The 19,115-nt window shown below is 38.5% G+C and carries 18 protein-coding genes; 5 read left to right on the forward strand and 13 right to left on the reverse strand.

What is annotated here, in order from left to right; genetic code table 11:
* Positions 1 to 408 carry a hypothetical protein gene (locus tag BFS30_RS21335; protein WP_069381139.1) on the reverse strand — a complete coding sequence of 136 codons (408 nt, stop codon included), beginning with the start codon at positions 406 to 408 and terminating at the stop codon, positions 1 to 3.
* Between the two features lie 160 nt (positions 409 to 568).
* Here BFS30_RS21335 and BFS30_RS21340 point away from each other — a divergent pair, with 160 nt between their 5' ends.
* Positions 569 to 778 (forward strand): hypothetical protein, encoded by a 210-nt coding sequence (locus tag BFS30_RS21340; protein WP_069381140.1) that lies wholly within the window; start codon positions 569 to 571, stop codon positions 776 to 778.
* Positions 779 to 863: 85 nt separating this feature from the next.
* Here BFS30_RS21340 and BFS30_RS21345 read toward each other — a convergent pair whose 3' ends face one another.
* Complete coding sequence (locus BFS30_RS21345) at positions 864 to 1,229, reverse strand: YtxH domain-containing protein (protein WP_069381141.1); 366 nt, start codon at positions 1,227 to 1,229, stop codon at positions 864 to 866.
* A 41-nt stretch (positions 1,230 to 1,270) separates the two neighbouring features.
* Positions 1,271 to 1,834: a type 1 glutamine amidotransferase domain-containing protein gene (locus BFS30_RS21350; protein ID WP_069381142.1), complete on the reverse strand. Its 564-nt coding sequence runs from the start codon at positions 1,832 to 1,834 to the stop codon at positions 1,271 to 1,273.
* A 138-nt stretch (positions 1,835 to 1,972) separates the two neighbouring features.
* Between BFS30_RS21350 and BFS30_RS21355 the strand changes: the two genes are divergently transcribed.
* On the forward strand, positions 1,973 to 2,182 hold the full coding sequence (locus BFS30_RS21355) for a hypothetical protein (RefSeq protein WP_157262995.1): 210 nt from the start codon (positions 1,973 to 1,975) through the stop codon (positions 2,180 to 2,182).
* A 62-nt stretch (positions 2,183 to 2,244) separates the two neighbouring features.
* On the opposite strand, the gene BFS30_RS21360 is transcribed toward BFS30_RS21355, so the two are convergent.
* The 9 genes from BFS30_RS21360 to BFS30_RS21400 all read right to left on the reverse strand — a co-directional run bounded on the left by BFS30_RS21360 (position 2,245) and on the right by BFS30_RS21400 (position 15,705).
* Complete coding sequence (locus tag BFS30_RS21360) at positions 2,245 to 3,387, reverse strand: TlpA disulfide reductase family protein (RefSeq protein ID WP_083252167.1); 1,143 nt, start codon at positions 3,385 to 3,387, stop codon at positions 2,245 to 2,247.
* A gap of 48 nt (positions 3,388 to 3,435) precedes the next feature.
* Entirely contained in the window at positions 3,436 to 4,848 is a 1,413-nt protein-coding gene (locus BFS30_RS21365; protein WP_069381144.1) for a RagB/SusD family nutrient uptake outer membrane protein, read from the reverse strand.
* An 11-nt stretch (positions 4,849 to 4,859) separates the two neighbouring features.
* Entirely contained in the window at positions 4,860 to 8,360 is a 3,501-nt protein-coding gene (locus tag BFS30_RS21370) for a SusC/RagA family TonB-linked outer membrane protein (RefSeq protein ID WP_083252168.1), read from the reverse strand.
* 225 nt (positions 8,361 to 8,585) lie between these two features.
* Positions 8,586 to 9,764 (reverse strand): FecR family protein, encoded by a 1,179-nt coding sequence (locus BFS30_RS21375; RefSeq protein WP_069381146.1) that lies wholly within the window; start codon positions 9,762 to 9,764, stop codon positions 8,586 to 8,588.
* Positions 9,765 to 9,865: 101 nt separating this feature from the next.
* Positions 9,866 to 10,408 (reverse strand): sigma-70 family RNA polymerase sigma factor, encoded by a 543-nt coding sequence (locus tag BFS30_RS21380; RefSeq protein ID WP_069381147.1) that lies wholly within the window; start codon positions 10,406 to 10,408, stop codon positions 9,866 to 9,868.
* Between the two features lie 330 nt (positions 10,409 to 10,738).
* On the reverse strand, positions 10,739 to 12,268 hold the full coding sequence (locus BFS30_RS21385; RefSeq protein ID WP_069381148.1) for an ADP-ribosylglycohydrolase family protein: 1,530 nt from the start codon (positions 12,266 to 12,268) through the stop codon (positions 10,739 to 10,741).
* The gene (locus tag BFS30_RS21390) at positions 12,268 to 12,948 is read right to left on the reverse strand and encodes a DarT ssDNA thymidine ADP-ribosyltransferase family protein (protein ID WP_069381149.1); all 681 of its coding nucleotides are present in this window, start codon (positions 12,946 to 12,948) and stop codon (positions 12,268 to 12,270) included. The genes BFS30_RS21385 and BFS30_RS21390 overlap by 1 nt, the downstream gene beginning before the upstream one ends.
* 2 nt (positions 12,949 to 12,950) lie before the next feature.
* The gene (locus BFS30_RS21395; RefSeq protein WP_069381150.1) at positions 12,951 to 14,444 is read right to left on the reverse strand and encodes an ATP-dependent helicase; all 1,494 of its coding nucleotides are present in this window, start codon (positions 14,442 to 14,444) and stop codon (positions 12,951 to 12,953) included.
* 253 nt (positions 14,445 to 14,697) lie between these two features.
* Positions 14,698 to 15,705: a helix-turn-helix transcriptional regulator gene (locus BFS30_RS21400; RefSeq protein ID WP_069381151.1), complete on the reverse strand. Its 1,008-nt coding sequence runs from the start codon at positions 15,703 to 15,705 to the stop codon at positions 14,698 to 14,700.
* Between the two features lie 118 nt (positions 15,706 to 15,823).
* Here BFS30_RS21400 and BFS30_RS27975 point away from each other — a divergent pair, with 118 nt between their 5' ends.
* From BFS30_RS27975 to BFS30_RS21410, 3 genes are all read left to right on the forward strand, one after another.
* Entirely contained in the window at positions 15,824 to 15,997 is a 174-nt protein-coding gene (locus BFS30_RS27975; RefSeq protein ID WP_167353179.1) for a hypothetical protein, read from the forward strand.
* A 672-nt stretch (positions 15,998 to 16,669) separates the two neighbouring features.
* Positions 16,670 to 17,395 (forward strand): YozE family protein, encoded by a 726-nt coding sequence (locus BFS30_RS21405; protein ID WP_157262996.1) that lies wholly within the window; start codon positions 16,670 to 16,672, stop codon positions 17,393 to 17,395.
* Positions 17,396 to 17,553: 158 nt separating this feature from the next.
* A complete protein-coding gene (locus BFS30_RS21410) occupies positions 17,554 to 18,351 on the forward strand; it encodes a competence protein CoiA (protein WP_069381153.1) in 798 nt (265 codons plus the stop codon).
* Positions 18,352 to 18,589: 238 nt separating this feature from the next.
* Here BFS30_RS21410 and BFS30_RS21415 read toward each other — a convergent pair whose 3' ends face one another.
* Positions 18,590 to 18,892, reverse strand: coding sequence for a hypothetical protein (locus BFS30_RS21415; RefSeq protein ID WP_069381154.1), 303 nt, complete (start codon positions 18,890 to 18,892; stop codon positions 18,590 to 18,592).
* Positions 18,893 to 19,115: the final 223 nt, after the last annotated feature.

A 19,115-nucleotide genomic window follows, 5' to 3' on the forward strand; every position in this document is an offset into this window, starting at 1 on the left:
TTATGAATGTTGGTCTATGACGACAATTTTATCTGATTTTAATTTATCCTCCTGCTGTCTGGCAATTAGTTTTTCTTTTTTGAGGTCGATGCGAATGATGTTATATAAGCTCATATAAACATTTGCGATCCATATTATTGCGAAACCCGATATCAGATAACCCCTCCAATCAGGATACAATAGTTTGTATTGTGTGATGATCAGCAGGAGTATGGTTACATAATGACTGAAACAGTACTCACAGGTAAACATGTAGCAAATTTTCCTTACCAGCATATACCTGCTCTTTTCAGACCGGTTTGAAAAAAACACCTGTGCTTCTTTAAATATCTGTTCTTTTGTGACCGTCCAGGCGATGCAGGAAACAGGCAGTGCCAGGATGAAAATCCAGTATATTTTATCTTCCATAAGTTTCGTCGCTATCTTTTTAATAACAACTCCGGTTAACTAATGTTTTTTTAAAGCTACCAGCTGTAGTTTTTATCCTTTGTATGGATTTGATATTCAGGCTCTTTTAAACAATATCTAAACTAAGCTGTTCTAATAGCGGAAATCACAATCATTCGATATGGAAAATGACAGCAAAACTAAGAAAAACATAACTCCGTCCACTCCGGTAAGTCCGAGAGACGGGAAGGACAACACTGGTACTCAGGGGTACGATTCTCTGAGCGATGATGCTTATACCGGAACTTCTGATAAACCCGAAAAGAACCCCGAAGATCATGAAAGTCACACAGGAAGTTCTTCGGAAGATTTTGATGATAAAAACGACTAATTTCCTGAATCAGGCGATAACCTAAAGAAGCCCTGCTATTCTATTTTAGCAGAGCTTCTTTATTCCTTATTTGTCTGTTTAACGACTATTCCTCGATAAGATGTTTTTTCCAGTTTGTTGTTCCAGCCGAGGGGATTTTAATTTTAGTCGGGTCTTTCCTGTTGCTTTCTGAACCTTCCAGCTGACTTGCATGTTCCCTGACGCTTTCACGAAGATCAGTGATGTGTTGGTCGTCTGATTCGGCAGTTGTTGCGGTATTGTTTTTCTGGAACTGGCCAAAGAGGCCCCGAACAGCTGTGCTCAGCTTATTTCTGGATCGTTTGCCGGAATCCGGCGCGAATAAAACTGCAATAGCAGCACCCGTGGCTAAACCGATCAGTCCGGCAAAAGCCGTTAAGCTTTTATCCTGATGATTACTTAACGCGGAGTCGATTAACTTTCTATAATTCATAAGACGATGATTTAGGGTTTTTAAAAAGTGTTAATACCAGTTTAAACATGCTGCCCCTGATGGACACCCTCCGCAAACTCCTCTACGATTTTATCATTAAAAGCGGGAAGATCTTCCGGACTCCGGCTTGTCACCAGGCCTTCGTCAACAATTACCTCTTCGTCGTACCAGTCTGCTCCTGCATTAACCAAATCTACTTTTATGGTTTTTGTGGAAGTTAGTTTTCTACCTTTTACCACTTCGGCGGTGATGAGCACCTGTGGACCATGACAAATGGCTGCTACTGGTTTTCCAGCGCTGAAAAAAGCTTTTACAAATTCGATGGCGTCCTCGTTTTTTCTTAATGAATCTGGGTTTAATACACCTCCGGGAATGAGTAATCCGTCATAATCATCCGCATTTGCTTCGCTGATGGTTTTGTCTACACCCACCTCAATCGTCCAGTCATGATCGCCTTTCATGGCTTGTATCTTTCCCGGTTTAGCCGAAATGATATGAACGGTAGCGCCTTCTTCTTTTAATCTTTGAACCGGGCTCGTCAATTCTGTTTCTTCAAAACCATTTTCCGATAATACGGCAATGGTTCTATTGCTTAATTGTCCCATAGTACTATTTTATGTTTAACATTCGTATTGCTCTGTAATAACAACAATGCGCTTCCCGGTATGTTTTTATATTTTTTGAATAGCAGGCCGTTGCCAAACAAAAAAGCCGATTGGATGTTGAGTATCAAAAACAGACCTATGGAATCATTTGAAATACAGTTGCTTGAAGATCATTTTAAAATTGAGCCATTGGAAAATGGACTATACCGGATCTTGGAAGGTGAAAACAAGCTGGGGGTTATTTATGCGGAAGCAGATGGCGACCAGGTGGTTTGGGAAACTCAGGATGAACTGGATTACGATTTTGTACAGCAGATTGGGGAACTGATTACCGAGCACAATATGTAAAGATGAAATAAAAACACCGCCCCATCATTTTATTGATGAGGCGGTGTTTTATGTGGTTATTTTTATTTAAATAACTCCGCTAAAGTTTTATTCAGTTCTTCTCCTCTCAAATCTTTACCTACGACTTTACCATTTGGATCAATCAGGAAACTGGCAGGTACCGCTTTTACGCCATATTCCGAAGCCGCTGTATTTTGCCATCCTTTTAATTCAGAAACATGTGTCCAGGTTAAACCATCTGCTTCAATTGCTTTCAGCCATGCATCTTTTTTGGAATCTAATGAGATGCCAAGGATTTCAAAACCCTTATCATGGTATTTTTTGTAAGCAGCAACCACGTTAGGATTCTCTTTTCTACAAGGGCCACACCAGCTTGCCCAGAAATCGATCAGCACATACTTGCCTTTGAAATCAGATAGCTTAACGATCTTGCCGTCTTTATCGGTCATGCTGATCGCAGGAGCAACTTTACCTTTACCCGTTTTTGCGTCGATTGATAGTGATTTGGTGATCATCGCCCCGATAGCAGATTGTTGGGCTTCTTTTGTTAAACCAGTAAATAATTCCCTGGCGACAGGGAAGTTCGGATAGCCGATAAAACGATCGTAAATAACCGCTGCAGCACCAGCCGAGGAGGGATGTTTAGCGATGTAGTTTTTTACTGCCAGCTGATTTTTTTTGTCCAGGTCTGCAAATTCCTGATCAATTCCGGCACGTGTCAGGGAATCCACTTTAGTTCCGGCAGCTTTCGCTGCTTTTTCCGCTTTATCGAGCTTGCCGTAGATTCCACCTGCTATTGTCGTAATTTCTTTCCATGGACCGCTGTAAAAACCCATGTATACATCCTGAGCTGCAGATCCTTTGATCTCAGCCATCGAAAGACTATCGGCAGTTTTTGTGACGGTAATTGTTGAATTTTCCAGGATAAACTGAATCGGGTATTTCAGGCCTTTGTTGCTCAGACTGTAAAAGCCAGGAGATTTAACCGCTCCTTTGAATACAAATTCGCCATTGTTTACTTTAGCGGAATCTACTGTTACCGGGGTGCCGTTTAGCTCATGCGCCAGATAGATCTTACCTGTTGCACTGGCAATATTTCCCTTCAACAGGTATTTGCCATTTTGAGCGAAACTTTGTGCGCCGGAACAGATCATTACCGCTGCAAGCGGCAGTATTGCCAACGCTTTTTGTATGTTGTGTTTCATTTTTTTATGTTGTTAAAAGGTGATTTGTGTTTTTATTTAAGGTGATGGTTATTTGGTTACATTCTGTACGATAGTACCATTGCCCGGGTTTTTAATGGCTCCCAATGGAATAGGCATGGTCCACAAATGAGAAGTAGGAGAGAGTGAATAGTTCTGTCCGTTTTCTGTTTTCGTTAATGTAGTTGCATAGTTCGGATCCTTATTCAGACGACGTCGATCAGCGAAGGTGCTGATGCTGTTGATCAGCTCATTTGCTTTTGTACGTTGAATCAGTTTCACGGCCTCAACTGTGTTTGAGGCAGACTGCGGTACGTAGTTTTGAGCAAAGATTCTTTTCACACGCACCGCATTTAAGGTGTTCATCGCTCCGGGAATATCATTCAGACGCGCCTGACATTCTGCTTTGATCAAATAGACCTCAGTGGTGGTTAGCCCTCCATAGTTAAAAAAGCCAATGGTAATGCTTGTATAATAGGTATCCGCGGCAACTGTTCTCAATTTCCAGCGTGAAGCGAATCTGGCATCTCCGGTTTCAAATTTTGGTACACGATCTGTTCTCAATGCAGATTCACGTCCTGAGAAATTACTGCTGCCATGACGAAAATAATAGTTCTCTACAAAATCAAACCCCATAGGTGATGGAGCATTGGTGTAGACGTTCGGTTGTTCGATCTGGGTTTTGTAGGTGGCATAAAATTGAGGCCAGTCGAACAGTTTATCGTTATACTTCAATGCTTCATTTGCCGCGCTGAGGGCCTCTGCATACTGCCCCATAGTCAGGTAGATGCGGGCTTTAAGTGCATAAGCAGCGCCTAAATTCGGATGCAGTGCTGTCGCGCTTGTTGCACGAAGGTTTGGAATCGCTTCGTCAATGTCTTTCAACATAAACGCATACAAATCTTTGATGCTTACCTGAGTATGTGGCGCATTGATGTCTGCACTCTGAATAAGCGGCACAGATAGCTTATTCGCGGCGTTAGCGGCTTCATAAGTGTCAGCATAATAGTTGGCCAGTACATAATAGTTAACTGCCCTTAACACTTTTGCCTGAGCAATCAGTTGCGCTTTATCTGCATCTGAGCCTTCCGTTGCTGCAGGAACATGCTCAATTAACAGGTTACTTGTCGATATTCCAGTATAGGGAGTGTAATAAGGTCCCTCATCACTACCGCTGATCGGAATCCGGTCTGTATTCTCATTCCAGAAATAATTGACCGAATACAAAGGGTAATAATTCAGGTTCGCCGTGGTTTCGAACTTGTCGTTCATCAACAGGATGGCCTGTGTAATTGTGGTACGCTGGTTTCCATATTCATCACGGATCATGGCTTCATAATCGGCCAGCGTGGTTGGTATTTTTTGCCCTTTTGGAACCACGTCCAGGAATTTCTTACAACTGCTAAAACTAACTAATAGTATCAGTGCTGAGATTTTCAGTGTATTTGATAATATCTTCTTCATCTTTTCTTGATTTAAAAATTAAGATAAACACCCCATACATAATTTGCCGGGCGATATCCACTCAATAAATACTTAGCTTCTTTACTTTTCGCTATCGTGAATGCGTTCTCCACATTGAACTGGAACCTTAGATTTTCAAGGTTTGCTTTTTTAAGGAAGTTCTTCGGCAAGCGATAGGCGAGGGATACGTTTCTAAGGCGGATGTTTGAGGCATCAATCACATTGATGTCTGCTTTCTGATAGATCTCTGCACTCTGGCTGTTGTAGGCCGGATCTTCTGCAAATACCAATCTTGGGATATTCGTTCTGTTCTCATCACCAGGAGTTTTCCAACGGTCATTAATCTCTTTATTTACCGCAGTGATTTGAGTGACATAACCTCCAAGGGCGCCATTATAAGCACTTCCCAATACCGGAAGGAAAGTATTTCTCATTTTATGTCCACCTTCAAAGGTCAGCAAAAATGAAAAAGAGAAGTTTTTATACTCCAAAAGGTTATTAAAGGAACCGCTATAGGTAGGAACCGTTGAACCGCTGTAAACAATAGAGCCTAAGGTAGCCGGTGAATTCAATACTTTTTCTCCTTTCTCATTGAACACCTGAGGCAATCCGTCTGCACTTAATCCTGCCCATTGGTAGCTATAAATGGCATTGTAAGGGTTTCCGATTCTTGGATAGGCTTGCGGGTAATCCAGCTGCAAATAATACACCGGTGCTTCGACATTCACATAGGTAACTTTGTTTTTGTTGCGGGCATATAAAATGCTGGTGTTCCAGGTAAAGTCATTGCTACGGATTACATCAGCAGAAATGGATAGCTCAATTCCCTTGTTGGTCATTTCGCCGTTGTTAATCGAGTAGGTACTAAAACCAAATCCTTCTGTAGGCACACCCATGGTGCTTGCCAGGAGGTCCTTACCCTGTTTGTGGTAATAGTCCAGGGATCCGCTGATGCGGTTTTTGAACATGGCAAAATCTGCACCGATATTATCAGTTGTTGTTTTTTCCCAGGACAACAGGGGATTTGGACGGTTGCCTATGGTTCCCTGTAAACCGCCTACGTTATTATTGCTGTTGTAGTAGGCCGTCATGTAAGGCGCTGCATCTTTAGCAATGTTTCCACCGATACCATGAGAAACCCTTAATTTCAGGAGGTCTACCCAGTCGGCATTAAAGAAGGATTCTTTGTAAATGTTCCATCCTGCACCGACAGACCAAAGTGGTTTATTCTGGTATTTGGAATTGGTGCCCCATAAGTTGGAACGGTCCCAGCGCAAGCTTCCTGTAACCAGGTATTTACTATCGTAGGCATAAGCTGCGTTTGCATAAACAGATACGAATCTGTTGACATTTTCACGCTGACTGGCAATATTGCTGTTTGAAAAATATTTACCGCCAATAATTGCACCTGGTACGGCTGCTAAAGCTTTAGCATTGATCAGATCGAAGGATAAAACTTTTGGATCGTAGTTGTACAGATACTGATCTTCGAATTCCAGCTTTGTGTCTCTGATTTCAGTACCTACAATCGCCGTCAGGTTATGTTTATCTCCAAATGTTTTGTCGACATTTAATTGCTGGCGGAAATTATAGGCGGTACTAAAGCTATCCTGATCGTAATTGATGTTTCCATATGGCATGTTAAAGGTTACCGGTCCTCCGGAAACTTTTCCCGCATAGCCATTTACCTGATCTCTCACATAAAAAGAGTTTTTATCGTACAATCTGTTGAAACGATCTGAACCAAACTCGTATTGAAAAGTAGAGCGGTAAGATAGCCATTTGGTGAGGTCTGCGTTTAATTTAATGAATGACCTGTTGCTGAAACTTTTCAATCTGCCCAGGTTACGGCTTTGTTCATCCAACGCGGTAATGTCCATGTTGTAAAGACCATTGGAATTGATCAGGGACATGGTATTTGCGCTAAGGCGAGAGGCACCGGTAGAGGTAAAATTAGTGCCATCCTCGTTTTTTAAACGGTCGTATGGCAGATAGGCATATTCCGGAGATCGTGTGTTGTAGTTTTGTTGTGTAGCTCCATTATAAGATAAATAATTGCTGAGTTCCAGTGTCAGCCATTTATTGATTTTTGTGGTGTTGTTGATGTTTAAGCCCAGGGTTTCGTCTTCAGTGTATTTGTCTTCAGACTTATTGTTGCGATAGGTCAGTGACGAATAAAAAGAGTTGGTTTCGGAAGCACTACCAACGCTCACATTGTATTGCTGATAAAATGGATTGCGTTTGCTGTATTTTTCCATGTCATCATAATATTGATAACCAGATGAAGCCAGCTGGTTTAATTTAGCCTCCAGTTGTGCCTGAGTTAATGTTCCGGCATATTTTGCAAGGATGGCCTTGATGCCCTGGCTCTGGTAACCCGCATTGGTCAATACATTTGCCGCATAAGTGTCTGCATTTGCCGCTTTTAGCTTTGGATTGTTGGTTTCCCATTCTTTTTCCAGGCTCACAATATCTGCTGAGTTGGTCAGGTTATCGGTATATATGGAGTTAGTCGAAAGTGTAATTGTACTGGAAGCCGAGATCTGAGGCTTGCCTTTTTTAGGCTTTTTAGTAACGATGACCACTACGCCGTTTGCTGCTCTTGCCCCATAGATGGAGGCTGCTGCTGCATCTTTTAATACGGTGATGCTTTCGATATCTTCCAGATTTAGTCCTGGGACATTTTCGGTAATTGAGCCATTGGTGTTGTATTTTGTGTTCTCTACGGGGAAGCCGTCAACCACGTATAAAGGATTGGTTACCCCTTTCATAGAGGTGGTTCCCCTGATCAGACCATTGTTATATCCTGCAATCCTGCCTTCCAATAAAGAGCCGATACTGCTTAGGCGTTGTTGCTCGAGTTTCTTTGCAGGGATACTGGAGAATGCTCCGGTAACGCGTTCTTTTGGAAGGGTCTGATATCCGGTTGATACGGTAACTTCTTCCAGTTGTCCGGTTTGTTCGGTCAGGTTGATGGTTCCAAGGTTCTCCTGAACGGCAACTTCTTTATTTTGATAGCCCAGATAGGAAATGACAAGCACTGCTTTATCGTCTACATTACTGAGGTTAAATTCACCGTTGTGATTGGTTAAGGTTTGTTTTTTTGTTCCTTTTACCTTTACCGATGCTCCGGGAAGCGGAAGGTTGTGCTCATCAAGAACTTTTCCTTTTACATCAATTTCCTGAAATCGGTGGATCAGTTCCTCCACGAAACTGCGTTCTTTTTTCCTGATCAGTACGGTTTTGTTGCTGATGCTGAATTCGAGTGGCTGATCTTTGAAGATCTGCTCCAACACGTCTTTCAGCTCTGCATTTTTTACGTTGATGTTTACTTTATTTGCGTCTTTTAACAGAGAATAGATGACGATAAAATCATATCCACTTTGGTCGCTGATCCGGTCAAAAACGGTGAACAGTTCTGCATTCTTTGCAGAGAGAGTAATTTTTTGTGCATAGGTTCCGGCACTAACTTGCATGATCAATGCAAATAAGAGAAAAGTGGTTAGCTTCATGATTCTCCATAATTTATACTGCGCGCGTTGGCGGTATCGCAGATGAGTGCAATTTTTGTACATTTGTTTAGGTTGGTTGAAGCTATTGGCCTTGTATTTTCGAGATCGCGGCCTTTAGCGGTTAGTTGACAATTCTGTTGACAGCCGACCTTATTTTATACCAGTTCGATTGCAGTCGGACTGGTGTTTTTTTGTTGGTCTGGCTTTAGTAGTTTAGGTAAGTTTTTACTGCATTACGGTCACCCTCCTTCCTTCGACTATAAATTTAACTGCATTGGAATAGCTGAGCATGTTTAAGACTTCGCTAATGTTTTTATCGCGGGAGATTTTTCCACTGAATTTTTCTTTTGAAATAGGGCCGTGATAGGTGACTTCAATGTCATACCATCTGCTGATTTTCAGCATGATTTCGTCGATGCGTTCTTCGTTGAAACGGAAGTCTCCGTTTTTCCAGGCCATGATTGATTTGATGTCGGCCGGGGAAACGAGGATGTCTTCTTTATTATTTACGAGTGTGGTTTCACCTGGTTTTAGTAATTGTTGTTGTTTATGTTCATTGGTGATGCTGATGCTTCCTTCGAGTAGGGTTGTGCTGGTGTTTTGTTTATCAGGGTAGCTGTTGATGTTGAAATGAGTTCCGAGTACTTGTACTTCCTGTTGGTTTGTTTTTACAATGAAAGGGTGGTCTTTGTCTTTGGAGATTTCAAAGTACGCTTCTCCGGTTAGTTCTACTTTACGTTTTTTTAGTCCGGCAAAAGATGCAGGAAATTTTATGGAAGAAGCGGCGTTTAACCATACTTTACTTTGATCGGGGAGTTGGAGCCTGTAGGTCTGCCCGTTTACGGTAGAAAGGGTATTGGTTTTGTTTGCAGCGTTTTCTGTTTGATTTTTTATGCTGTAGGTTATCTCTCCGTCGGCTGATTTGGTAATCAAGATTCCTGATTCTGAGGCGAGTTGACCGCTTTTGGCGTTTGACAGGATGATTTTTTGACCGTTGTCCAGGGTAAGAGTTGCTGAGTTTATGCCAGCAGAGATGTCGTTATGGAAGATGTTTTTGTTGTGTTGATTGCCTTTTTGAAGCACGAGTCCGATACCAACAATGATAAATATTGCAGCTGCAGCCGCTGAGATTCTTAACCATAGTTTTATCTGTTGGCTTTTCTTTTTGTCGTTTGTATCAGTATGTTCTGGTTGTATTTGTTGTTTTAATTGAGCCCACTTATGGTTAGTGTCGAAAGTATTGTAGGCTTTAAAAGCTTGTGTAGCATCAGTTCTGATTTGTTGAAGTTCTTTTAACAGTTCTTCTTCTTCAGTATTAAGTTCCAGACCGGCGGCTTTATTTGCCTCCAGTTTCTCGAAAACTTTATCCCAATCCGGGCCAAATGGTGTGAGTTTATTATCCATAATCAATACTGTGTCGTAGGAAAGTAGGGTATGGGTGACAGCAGATCTTAAAAAAAGATGTGATTATGTTGTAAGTGATTGATTATAAGTATGATTTTTATTTACAGAATACTCATAAGTAAAGCAAGAGTTTTGGTTCGTAATGCGTTATATGCTCTTTTTAGTTGAGTTTTTACGGTGTTGATGGAAATACTTTGTTTCTCGGCGATCTGGGCGTAGCTGAGTTTGTCCATTGCATGGAGCATAAAAATCTTTCTGCGATCGGGTGGGAGAGACTGGATCATCTCGATGATTTTTATGTAGCGTTGGTGTTGAAGATCCAGATCTTCTTCTTGGTCTAAGATTACTTGTTGTTCTTCGAGTATGGTTAGTTCAGTGTTTCGCTTTTCTGCGATGGCCGTTTTACGGAGATAGTCGATGCTTTTGTATTTTATTGCTCTGCGGGCATAGGCTTCAAAGCTGGTGGTAAGGTTTATAAGGTCGCGTCTTTGCCAGTAGTTGATGAAGAATTCCTGGACGAGATCTTCAGCAATGAATTGATCGTGGACGTAGTCCATAGCAATCAAGCACAAGAATTTGTGATTCTTGCGAAATAGTACTTCAAAATCATCAATGTTGAGTGCGCCCCGATCTTCCCCCAGCATATGCCAAAGATATGAATATAGTTACGGAGAATTAAGCGTTTGAGTTGGAGATTTCAGAATTCATTTTCATTAGATTGGTTACCATTTCCATTTTAATCCTATAAAATATTATTTATAGTTTTTTTCTGTTATTGGCGAAGCCATCACGAGGCTCGTGACTTGTGAAGAGTCTCATGTCTAAAGGATTCTTGTTGGTAATTCCAAAGCGATTATATGTTTATTTTGGTAATAGGTGTTGATTGTTTTTCTTGTTCTGATAAGTTGGAGCATTAAGTCTAAGAATGAATATCAAAGAAGCTTAACGTATTCTATGCTTATCCTCTGCAGAAGCTAATTTTCATTTAGCAGTATTGCTTCAAATAGTTCTAGCTGTTCTTTTGACAAAGATCCATGATTCGATATAAATAATTTGAATCTTTCAAATGTATTAGGCAATAGTTTTTCTAAAGCTATCTTTAACAACTTATCCGATTTTGAGAAAATTTCTGGTTTTGATGTATAATTAAGATCATCAAATAGTTTAGATACTATGATGCTCTGGCCCTCATCTAGAACAGCTTCTAAGATTAAGTTGTACTTTCCCTTAGTAAGAGTTGCCTGTCTGTCTATGGAAGTAATTTTACCCTCACCAATTGGAATAAACTCGATCCGCTCATTTAATACATAGTTATCCGCTTTGGGATTATTTAAGGATTTCAATTTATTGTTCATTGCAATAGGACTTTCTTTTAATCTATCTTCTGATACTTGTAAAAGTCTATCCGCAATTTTATCGAGATACTCAATATCTTGGACATTTTTCCATTTCTCAGGAATTATCTTTTGTCCATGTAGCGCGCCTACGAGCCCTCCTGCAAATGCCGCTATACTATCTGTATCACTGCCTAAAGCATTTACAGATTCGATAATTGCTTCTAAGGGATTGTTTGAGTATTTTGCTGCCAGATAGATGCCAGCAACTACGGTAGAGATTCCAGACCCTTTAGTTGATGGATCGAAACAGCCAATTTTGCTCATTGTCTCCTTTACGGGGGTATTTTGCTTTAAACTTTGGTATATGAGGCGTAAATGGTTTTGTGTTTCACTTACTGTTTCTGTATAAACCTGCTCAAAATCTAATGGATTACGTGTATTCCATTTCTTAAACCATTCAGTAATTTCAAGATTGTTCTTTAGAAAAGATAAATCGAATTTTAGTGGGAAGTCCAAACCGATCTGCTTTATGTAATTCTCCCATCTAAAGTCTTCAGGCCTAAATATGATAATTTGGTTCACAGCATAGCCGTATAGCATTGCTCCGAGAATCGCCCTTGGATGGCCGTGAGTGATAATGCTATTGGCGAATATTTCCTCTTTTATCCTATCAAAATTACCAACGTTGGCCAATGCAATGGGAAGTACGCGCATCGCGGCACCATTTGCACCGCTATTTGTATAATCATATGTCTCGCCATTGACTTTGAAGGTATAAAAATTGCTATGCCAATTTACTGATTTTCTTGAAATCTTATCTGCAGCTGTTTTAACAGTTCTCCCTCCCCCTCTAGCATAATCTAACCAATTTGCAAGCTCTATTTTAGCAAAATATTTGTGATCTAGTCTTCCGTCTTTTTTGATACTTCTTGCAACTGCCAGAAGCAATTGAGTGTCATCTGAATATGAACCAGCTTTAATTTCGTCTATAAAACCATAAAATCTTCCGCCAACGTTTTTTTTCCAATCATAAAAGTTTTCGATACGATCAGTTCCGAACTTTTCCAATAAGCCTTGGGAGCTCTTTTCAAATTCCGTAATCCATCCTAATGCATCACCGATCGCCGATAGTTTTATACTTCCCTTATATTTAGCTTCTGGTGTCATTAAATTCTTGAATTTATAAAGACTGACGAGTCGACTACGAATTTACTAGTATTGTAGTCATTTAGTGCAGCTTTTCCAGCTGCAAGATCATTTTCATCCTTAAAACATACTTGAATCAAATCTTCAACTGGAATCTCATTCTTGACCAAAACTTCAGCTTGTTCATCAGTAGGATACTTAGGATCTAAGGATCCTCTTTGTATTATTCGAGAGTTATTAAGTGTAACAATGCTAAGTTGACTTGAAAACATCAGTTTGAATTTTCCGATATCCCCAGTTACTCCAACATTTCTTTTGTTATGGCTGTTGGCAGCATTGGTAACTGAAAATAAGGTGTCGGCGTGATAGATATATTTCTTGTCAATCTTTAACACACACCAAGTAATATGCGTATCGTCTTTTGTTTTTTGCTGAAAACGGCTGAAAAGGAAATGATTAGGATGCTGGATCGATAAATTGATGAAATTTTTATCATCAAATCGCAAGCTGTCAGTAAATTGAACATAGTCGAAAATATCCGTTTGATTGATGTCAAACTCTTCGAGCAGAGCTCTAGATAGTATTTTTCCTTGTTCAAAAATACTCATGAGATTTATCGTAGGGGTGAAATGAATTAGTTGTGTTATGCCTCTGTCAGTTATTTCCTCGATAAATTGTAAATGATTTTCCTTCTGTTTCATATTTAGAATATTAAATCTCCACTATCTATGTTTTCTACGAGTTCAGTATCTATCTCCGAGAGATATCTGGAAGGATTACCAAATGAAAGCAAGTAAAGCCTTTCCCTTGCTCTTGTCATTGAAGTATACAATAGACGTCTTTCTGTGGATATGTGATATTCGTCATCAATATCACTAAATCCAGGTGGATAAGGTATAACGTTATCATTGAGATCGACAAGGAAGACATTCTCGAATTCAAGCCCTTTAACTGATGATAGGGTACATACCTTTATTGAATCATTTTCAAAATCAATGTCGTCAGTTTTTTGAAGTTCTTGATGATCAAAATTATTCTCATCTAAAAAGTCAATAATCTTTGAAATACCAACGTGGTTTCGGTGGAGGATTACAGTTGAGTAGAGTTGTTCATTGTTTTTTAGGGCATTTAGCTCCAAAAGCAGATAGCTAAATTGGTCTTCCTCATCATCAAATCTTCCGATAATAGGTTTTTGGCCATCTCTCCGTGCAGGTTTTATCTCAGTAAACTCATCAGTTTCGGTTTCATTAGATAGGAGAGACATAGCAGCCTTAGCAATAGGGATTGTATTTCTGTAATTAGTCTTAAACTCAACTGTTCTTCCACCTCTTACGTTAATTCCTACCTCTCCCCAAGTGAAACCACTCTTATAAATTCTTTGCGCGGCGTCTGCGATTATGGATATGCTCTTAGTATTTTCTGATACTATTTTCGAAATGACCGAAATCTGAGCCTTACTTAAATCCTGAGCCTCATCTACTATGATGTGTGTGAACGGTTTGAGCATGTCAGCCGTATTGTCGATTATCTCCAGACATAAGAGTGCATAGTCATCAAAATCAACGAAATTGCTAGCCTTAATTGCGGCATTATAGTCTAGATAAATTTTCCATATTGTTTCCTTATCTGTTCTTGTTACTCTATCATTCGTTCCTCTTCCGACTCTCTTTGCATCAAAGTATTCTTCTTTAGTTATTAAGGCTTTGCCTTTTATCCAGGATATTTCCTCAGAAAAGAAGTCGGCCGATTTTTTTAGTATGCTAGCATCGCTCGCTGAAAATTTGAGTCTGGATCTTTCGATCCAACTAATCTGGTTGTTGCCCATTATGGTTCTGCCATATAGATTATTTCCATTCTCTTTAATAAACGCAAAAGCCCATTTATGGAAACTTGTAACAAACACATTCATTCCAATAGGTTTTCTTGGTACAATGATTTCACTGTCTAGCCTGTATCCTCCAGAGATGAAAGGTGTAATAGAGTTTATATATTTGACTAATGTTTTGTTGTAGGTGAATATCGCAACCTTGGAGTCTTGGAAAAGATTTGATTGAGTATCCAATAAATGTTTGGCTCTGTAGAGTGCAACAGTTGTTTTTCCACTTCCGGCAACTCCTTTTATCTGTATTGGTTCCGTTACCTGAAGAAAAAGTACTCTTTTCTGTTCACCGACCAAAACGATTGGTTTTAAAGGCATAAAAGACTAAAATTGAGAGGTTAAAAAAATAATTAAATACAATATACCGTATATATATTAAAAGTTGTTCAATGATTGTAGATTAATTTCATTCGAGATTTCGCAAATCTAAGAAGGAACTTGATGTCTAATTAATTCGTATCAAAGCTATGTTCTAAATTGACATAGTACATTGCTGCAATTCATTGTGGATTTTACAAATAAACAGTAGAACTACGCCGGCTATAAATTTATAAATAACATCTATTCAAATTTACGGTGATAAATACTGCTCCAGTGTTCGTTTAGATATTTCAGCAATTTTATCTGCTAGAAATTTTGGTTGAATGACTTTGACATCAGATCCATAGCTTAAAATAATCCCAATAAGTTCGTAATTGATAATCAGCTTGTATTCCAAAATTAAACCACAATCTAATGAATCTTCTATAATCTCTTGAGACTTGTGCAAAGGTTGTGTCTTAATATAGTTACCCTCTTTTGGCGTGAAATGTAATCGAACAATGTTGATTTTCTTATCCATTATGTTGATACCAATGCAATTGCTGAGATATTCCTTCGTATCGATTGTTGTATTGTCTATATAAGGCGAACCTGTTTCTATAAGAATCTTAATTCTATCCAAGCCATAGGTTCGAATTTTATTTTTTGTCTCATTGAAAGCAATAACATACCATCTGTTCCGGTATTCCTTTAAAAAATAGGGATGTATAGTTTGGCTGTTTGATACTTCATGTCCGAATTTTTGATAGGTAATATTTAAAGCTTTTTTATTTTGGATGGCGTTAATTATTTTATCAATAAATTCTAAACCCTGAGCGATTGGTGTTTTCTCAAATTCTATAAAATCAAGCATACTTTCATGATTACTTTGCTTGGCTCTATTTACGACTCTAATGATTTTATCGATTGTAGTAGTAAATTCTTTCATTATAGGGATATATTGGTACTGCTTGAGAGTAGTTGCAGCAACTTCAAGTGCCTTTATATCGGTTTGATTAAGTGGCAGCTTGTCAATAGAATAATTGGAGTCAGTATAGAAATAACCTTTATTTGCCCTACAATATTTTATAGGTGCATTATATTTTAATTGTGCGCAATCCTTCATTAGACTAATGTCGTTATCTAGTGTTCTACTAGAAACATTCAAGTCTATTTTAGATATTTCACTAATTAGCCTGGTTTTTGACCAATAGCCACCTCGCGAGAGGCATTCATTTATTACCCTTATTCTTGCAATAGGTTGTTTGTTTTGAGACATTAATTTTTTATTCTTTGAGAGGTTATTAAAAAAAGATTGCTACGCAGATTGGCTGCGTTAAGCTACCTTAAATTTGATTAATTAATTTATTATTTAATCATTAAAAGTTAAAAAAATTATGGCAACTAATCCGCCTAAAGGAGATGGACATCGCAATGGCGCTGTTCGCGAAAGAAGTCAAACGTATAACCCTTCAACAGAACAATGGGTAAAGCGAGACAGTAAAACAGGTAAATTTATAGATGTTAAACAAGATGGTACACCATTCAAAGGTGTAAGAAAGGAGAAGTAATGGCGGATAGATATGTGTTAAACTTAAATCAGCAACGCAATGGGGATTATGAAGTTCACAAGAATGGATGTGCGTTTTTTCCAAAAACAAATTATGATGAATTGGGTGAGTTTTATTCTTGCTCTGGTGCAGTAAGTGAGGCTAAACGTAAGCATCTTTATAAGAAAATTAATGGATGTTATTATTGTGCCAAAGATTGTCATACTAGCTAGTGCATCGCTAATAGTTTAAATAGTTAGTATTTTATGGGAAATTTGTAACTGCCTCCTTGATGAAAGGAGGCTTTATTTTTTAAGATAAATTTTATAATGTCCTTAGTTCAATTTAAGAAAATCCTCTAAGGAAATTAAGGTATAGTTCTATCCAACTCGATTGTATTTAATTCTTTCTTCCAAAAAAGAGTTGTAGTTACCCAACTTCAGTTATAATTCAATTAATAAAATTGACTTCAATTGATAATGGGGCCAAAATCGGCTTCGAAGTTCTGAAATTGATTTTTTGTCTGGTGAAAAATAAAGCCTATTTTTGCAATGGTATGCAGACCCAAGCCGCTCACCGTTGCGAAGTTGTAAAAACACTGTATTTTATTATTGATTATTAGAAAACTTTTTTCTCACGTTGGGAACTGGTTGGTGGGCGACATTTTTCTTGCGGGAATTAAAAGAATTTGAAATGGATAATCAACAATATTCGCTTGATAACATAAGAAATAAAGCAAAAAAGGTAAAAAGAGAGCTTGACATCACACATACACAAGCTCTCGAGGTAATCGCTAAGAAGCTGGGTTATTCTAATTGGACACATTGTTGTCGGACACTTAGTGGATCTAATGTTATTGAGGTAAAACCGATAATCGAAACAGCTCAACTTGGATTTAGTGATTGGCTAAAGAAGCAAAAAAACAGAGATTCTCCTTTAGGTGACCTGGCGAAAGATATGATTTCTGATTGTAATTGGCCTTCAGGTAACTCTTTGGAAACATATCAGGATTACCTTCTCACATTAAATGTCCCATTAGGTGCCACAAAGGCACTGAATGCTGCTTGGGTAAGTTATAAAGGTTACCTAAAAAAACAACTACATCCCCGTCCTAAAGTTGTGAATGACAAAAACAAAGTTAGGATATTGAACAATCTTCCTAAAATTGTGTACCTAAAAAACATAAGGCCGGTTCATATAAGTAAAAGAACAATAGAAAAATTTAATCCAGGGGATTTGGCTTGGATATCATGGGAGGGGAGAAAAGCAATCCCAGTTACAATTCTTGACGTTGATGACAGGCATTATACATTTAAGATTGAACGGCCTATTAAAAAGGCAGGTAACCAGCACTACTTATTATTGGATGAAGTCAGGTCGACACCTGAATTAGCGTGTTTGAATTACGTTACTCTATAAGATTAAATTTACTTTTTATGGCCTCGCTTTTGCGAGGCCATTGCATGTAACTTAGAGGTTTTAGACTACTGGTGTTCATTATATTGATTTAAATTGCTAATCTTTTAGCGAGATTTGTATTTAGTTAATTGTAATTGATGTTTTTTTATAAATGAAGTATGCACTTTGCATTAATTAATGATCAAATGGTAGCTGCTAAACAAGGGCTGAAAGGTTCTTGCCGTGGTTGCGGACAACCTGTCATCGCAAAATGTGGGACAGTAAGAGTTCACCATTGGGCACATCAAAGATCTGAGATGTGTGATAGCTGGTGGGAGGCAGAAAAAGAATGGCACCGTTCCTGGAAAAATAACTTTCCCCATTTGTGGCAGGAATTTTTTATGCTTGACATACATACAGATGAAAAGCATATAGCCGATGTCAGAACTGATCAGGGGTTAGTTATAGAATTTCAGCATTCTCCCATAAAACCAGAAGAGCGTATTGCGAGGGAGAAATTTTATAATGATATGGTTTGGGTAATTGATGGTACACGTCTTATCCATGATTATCCCCGTTTCCTTAAGGGGCAGAATCAGATTATAGCAAGCAGCCAGTCGGGAATTTTCAATGTTTACGATCCAGAAAAATGCTTTCCTTCTGCATGGCTCAACAGTTCAGTCCCTGTCCTTTTTGATTTTTTAGGTAATGAGTCAATAACTAATCCTTTAGATTTTAGGAGCCCACTTTACTGCCTATTTCCGATACGAGTGGGCAGAAGGGGAACACTCGCACGAATACCACGCCGCGCCTTTGTTAAAACCACCATTAATGGTGAATGGTCACTTCGGGTTAAAAGGATTATGAGTGAGTTACTTAAAGCCAGAAAGGAATGGCAAGACCAGAAGGAAGGCTCAGAAAGATCATGGCAGCTGCACGAGTTACAAATGAGCCAATTGAATAAAGGCCGGGGTTAGTATTGCATAAAATTTGGCAGATTCTATAAAATCCGATATGCTAAATCTAATTACTTTTCTGAGTCTCAAAAGCTTGTAGGTTATCTGTAAGAATTTTCTAAACCAGAACTAATTCATGTTTTGCTGCATTCAGTCTTTCAACATAAATATTATGTTGTTTTACTGTTGATTTATTCCAAAACCCGTTTCTGATTTGATAATAAACAAAACGCATTAAGGCTTCAACAGCATCGTTCTTTTATGTGAAATTCTGTCGATAGGTGTAAAAATTTGATGATTCGGAGTCTAAAACTACTTGACCAAATTGATCGTTAAAAACGTCTTGATTTGGTGACATCAATCCTAGACCACTTTCCAGTTCCAATTTAAGTTGTTTGAATATTTTTAAATAGGTGACTTTAAAATCATGTACAGAATACTTTCCAAATTTTATTTCGTCAACGTTTCCAGATGGATTGCTATCTAAGACCAATTGATCAAAATTAAATGATAAAATAGATTCCATTGAATTGAGAATTGCTTGTTTTTGAGAAATATTCATACATTTTCTGCCAAAATGCAACTGAGGTTAATTTATATTAGACTATCTTACTTATAAGATGAACATTTTTTCAATGCAGTATTAAAATATTGATGGTTTATTAGAAAAAAACTTTTTTAATTTTGCGATCAAAGCGATTTAGAGTTTCTCCAATTATAACATAAATAAACAGTCTTATGTCTTGGCTTAAGCAAGCACTTTCATTGGGAAGCATTTTCATCAA

It is taken from the genome of Pedobacter steynii (genome assembly GCF_001721645.1).
In the GTDB taxonomy this organism is placed as follows: Bacteria; Bacteroidota; Bacteroidia; order Sphingobacteriales; family Sphingobacteriaceae; genus Pedobacter; species Pedobacter steynii_A.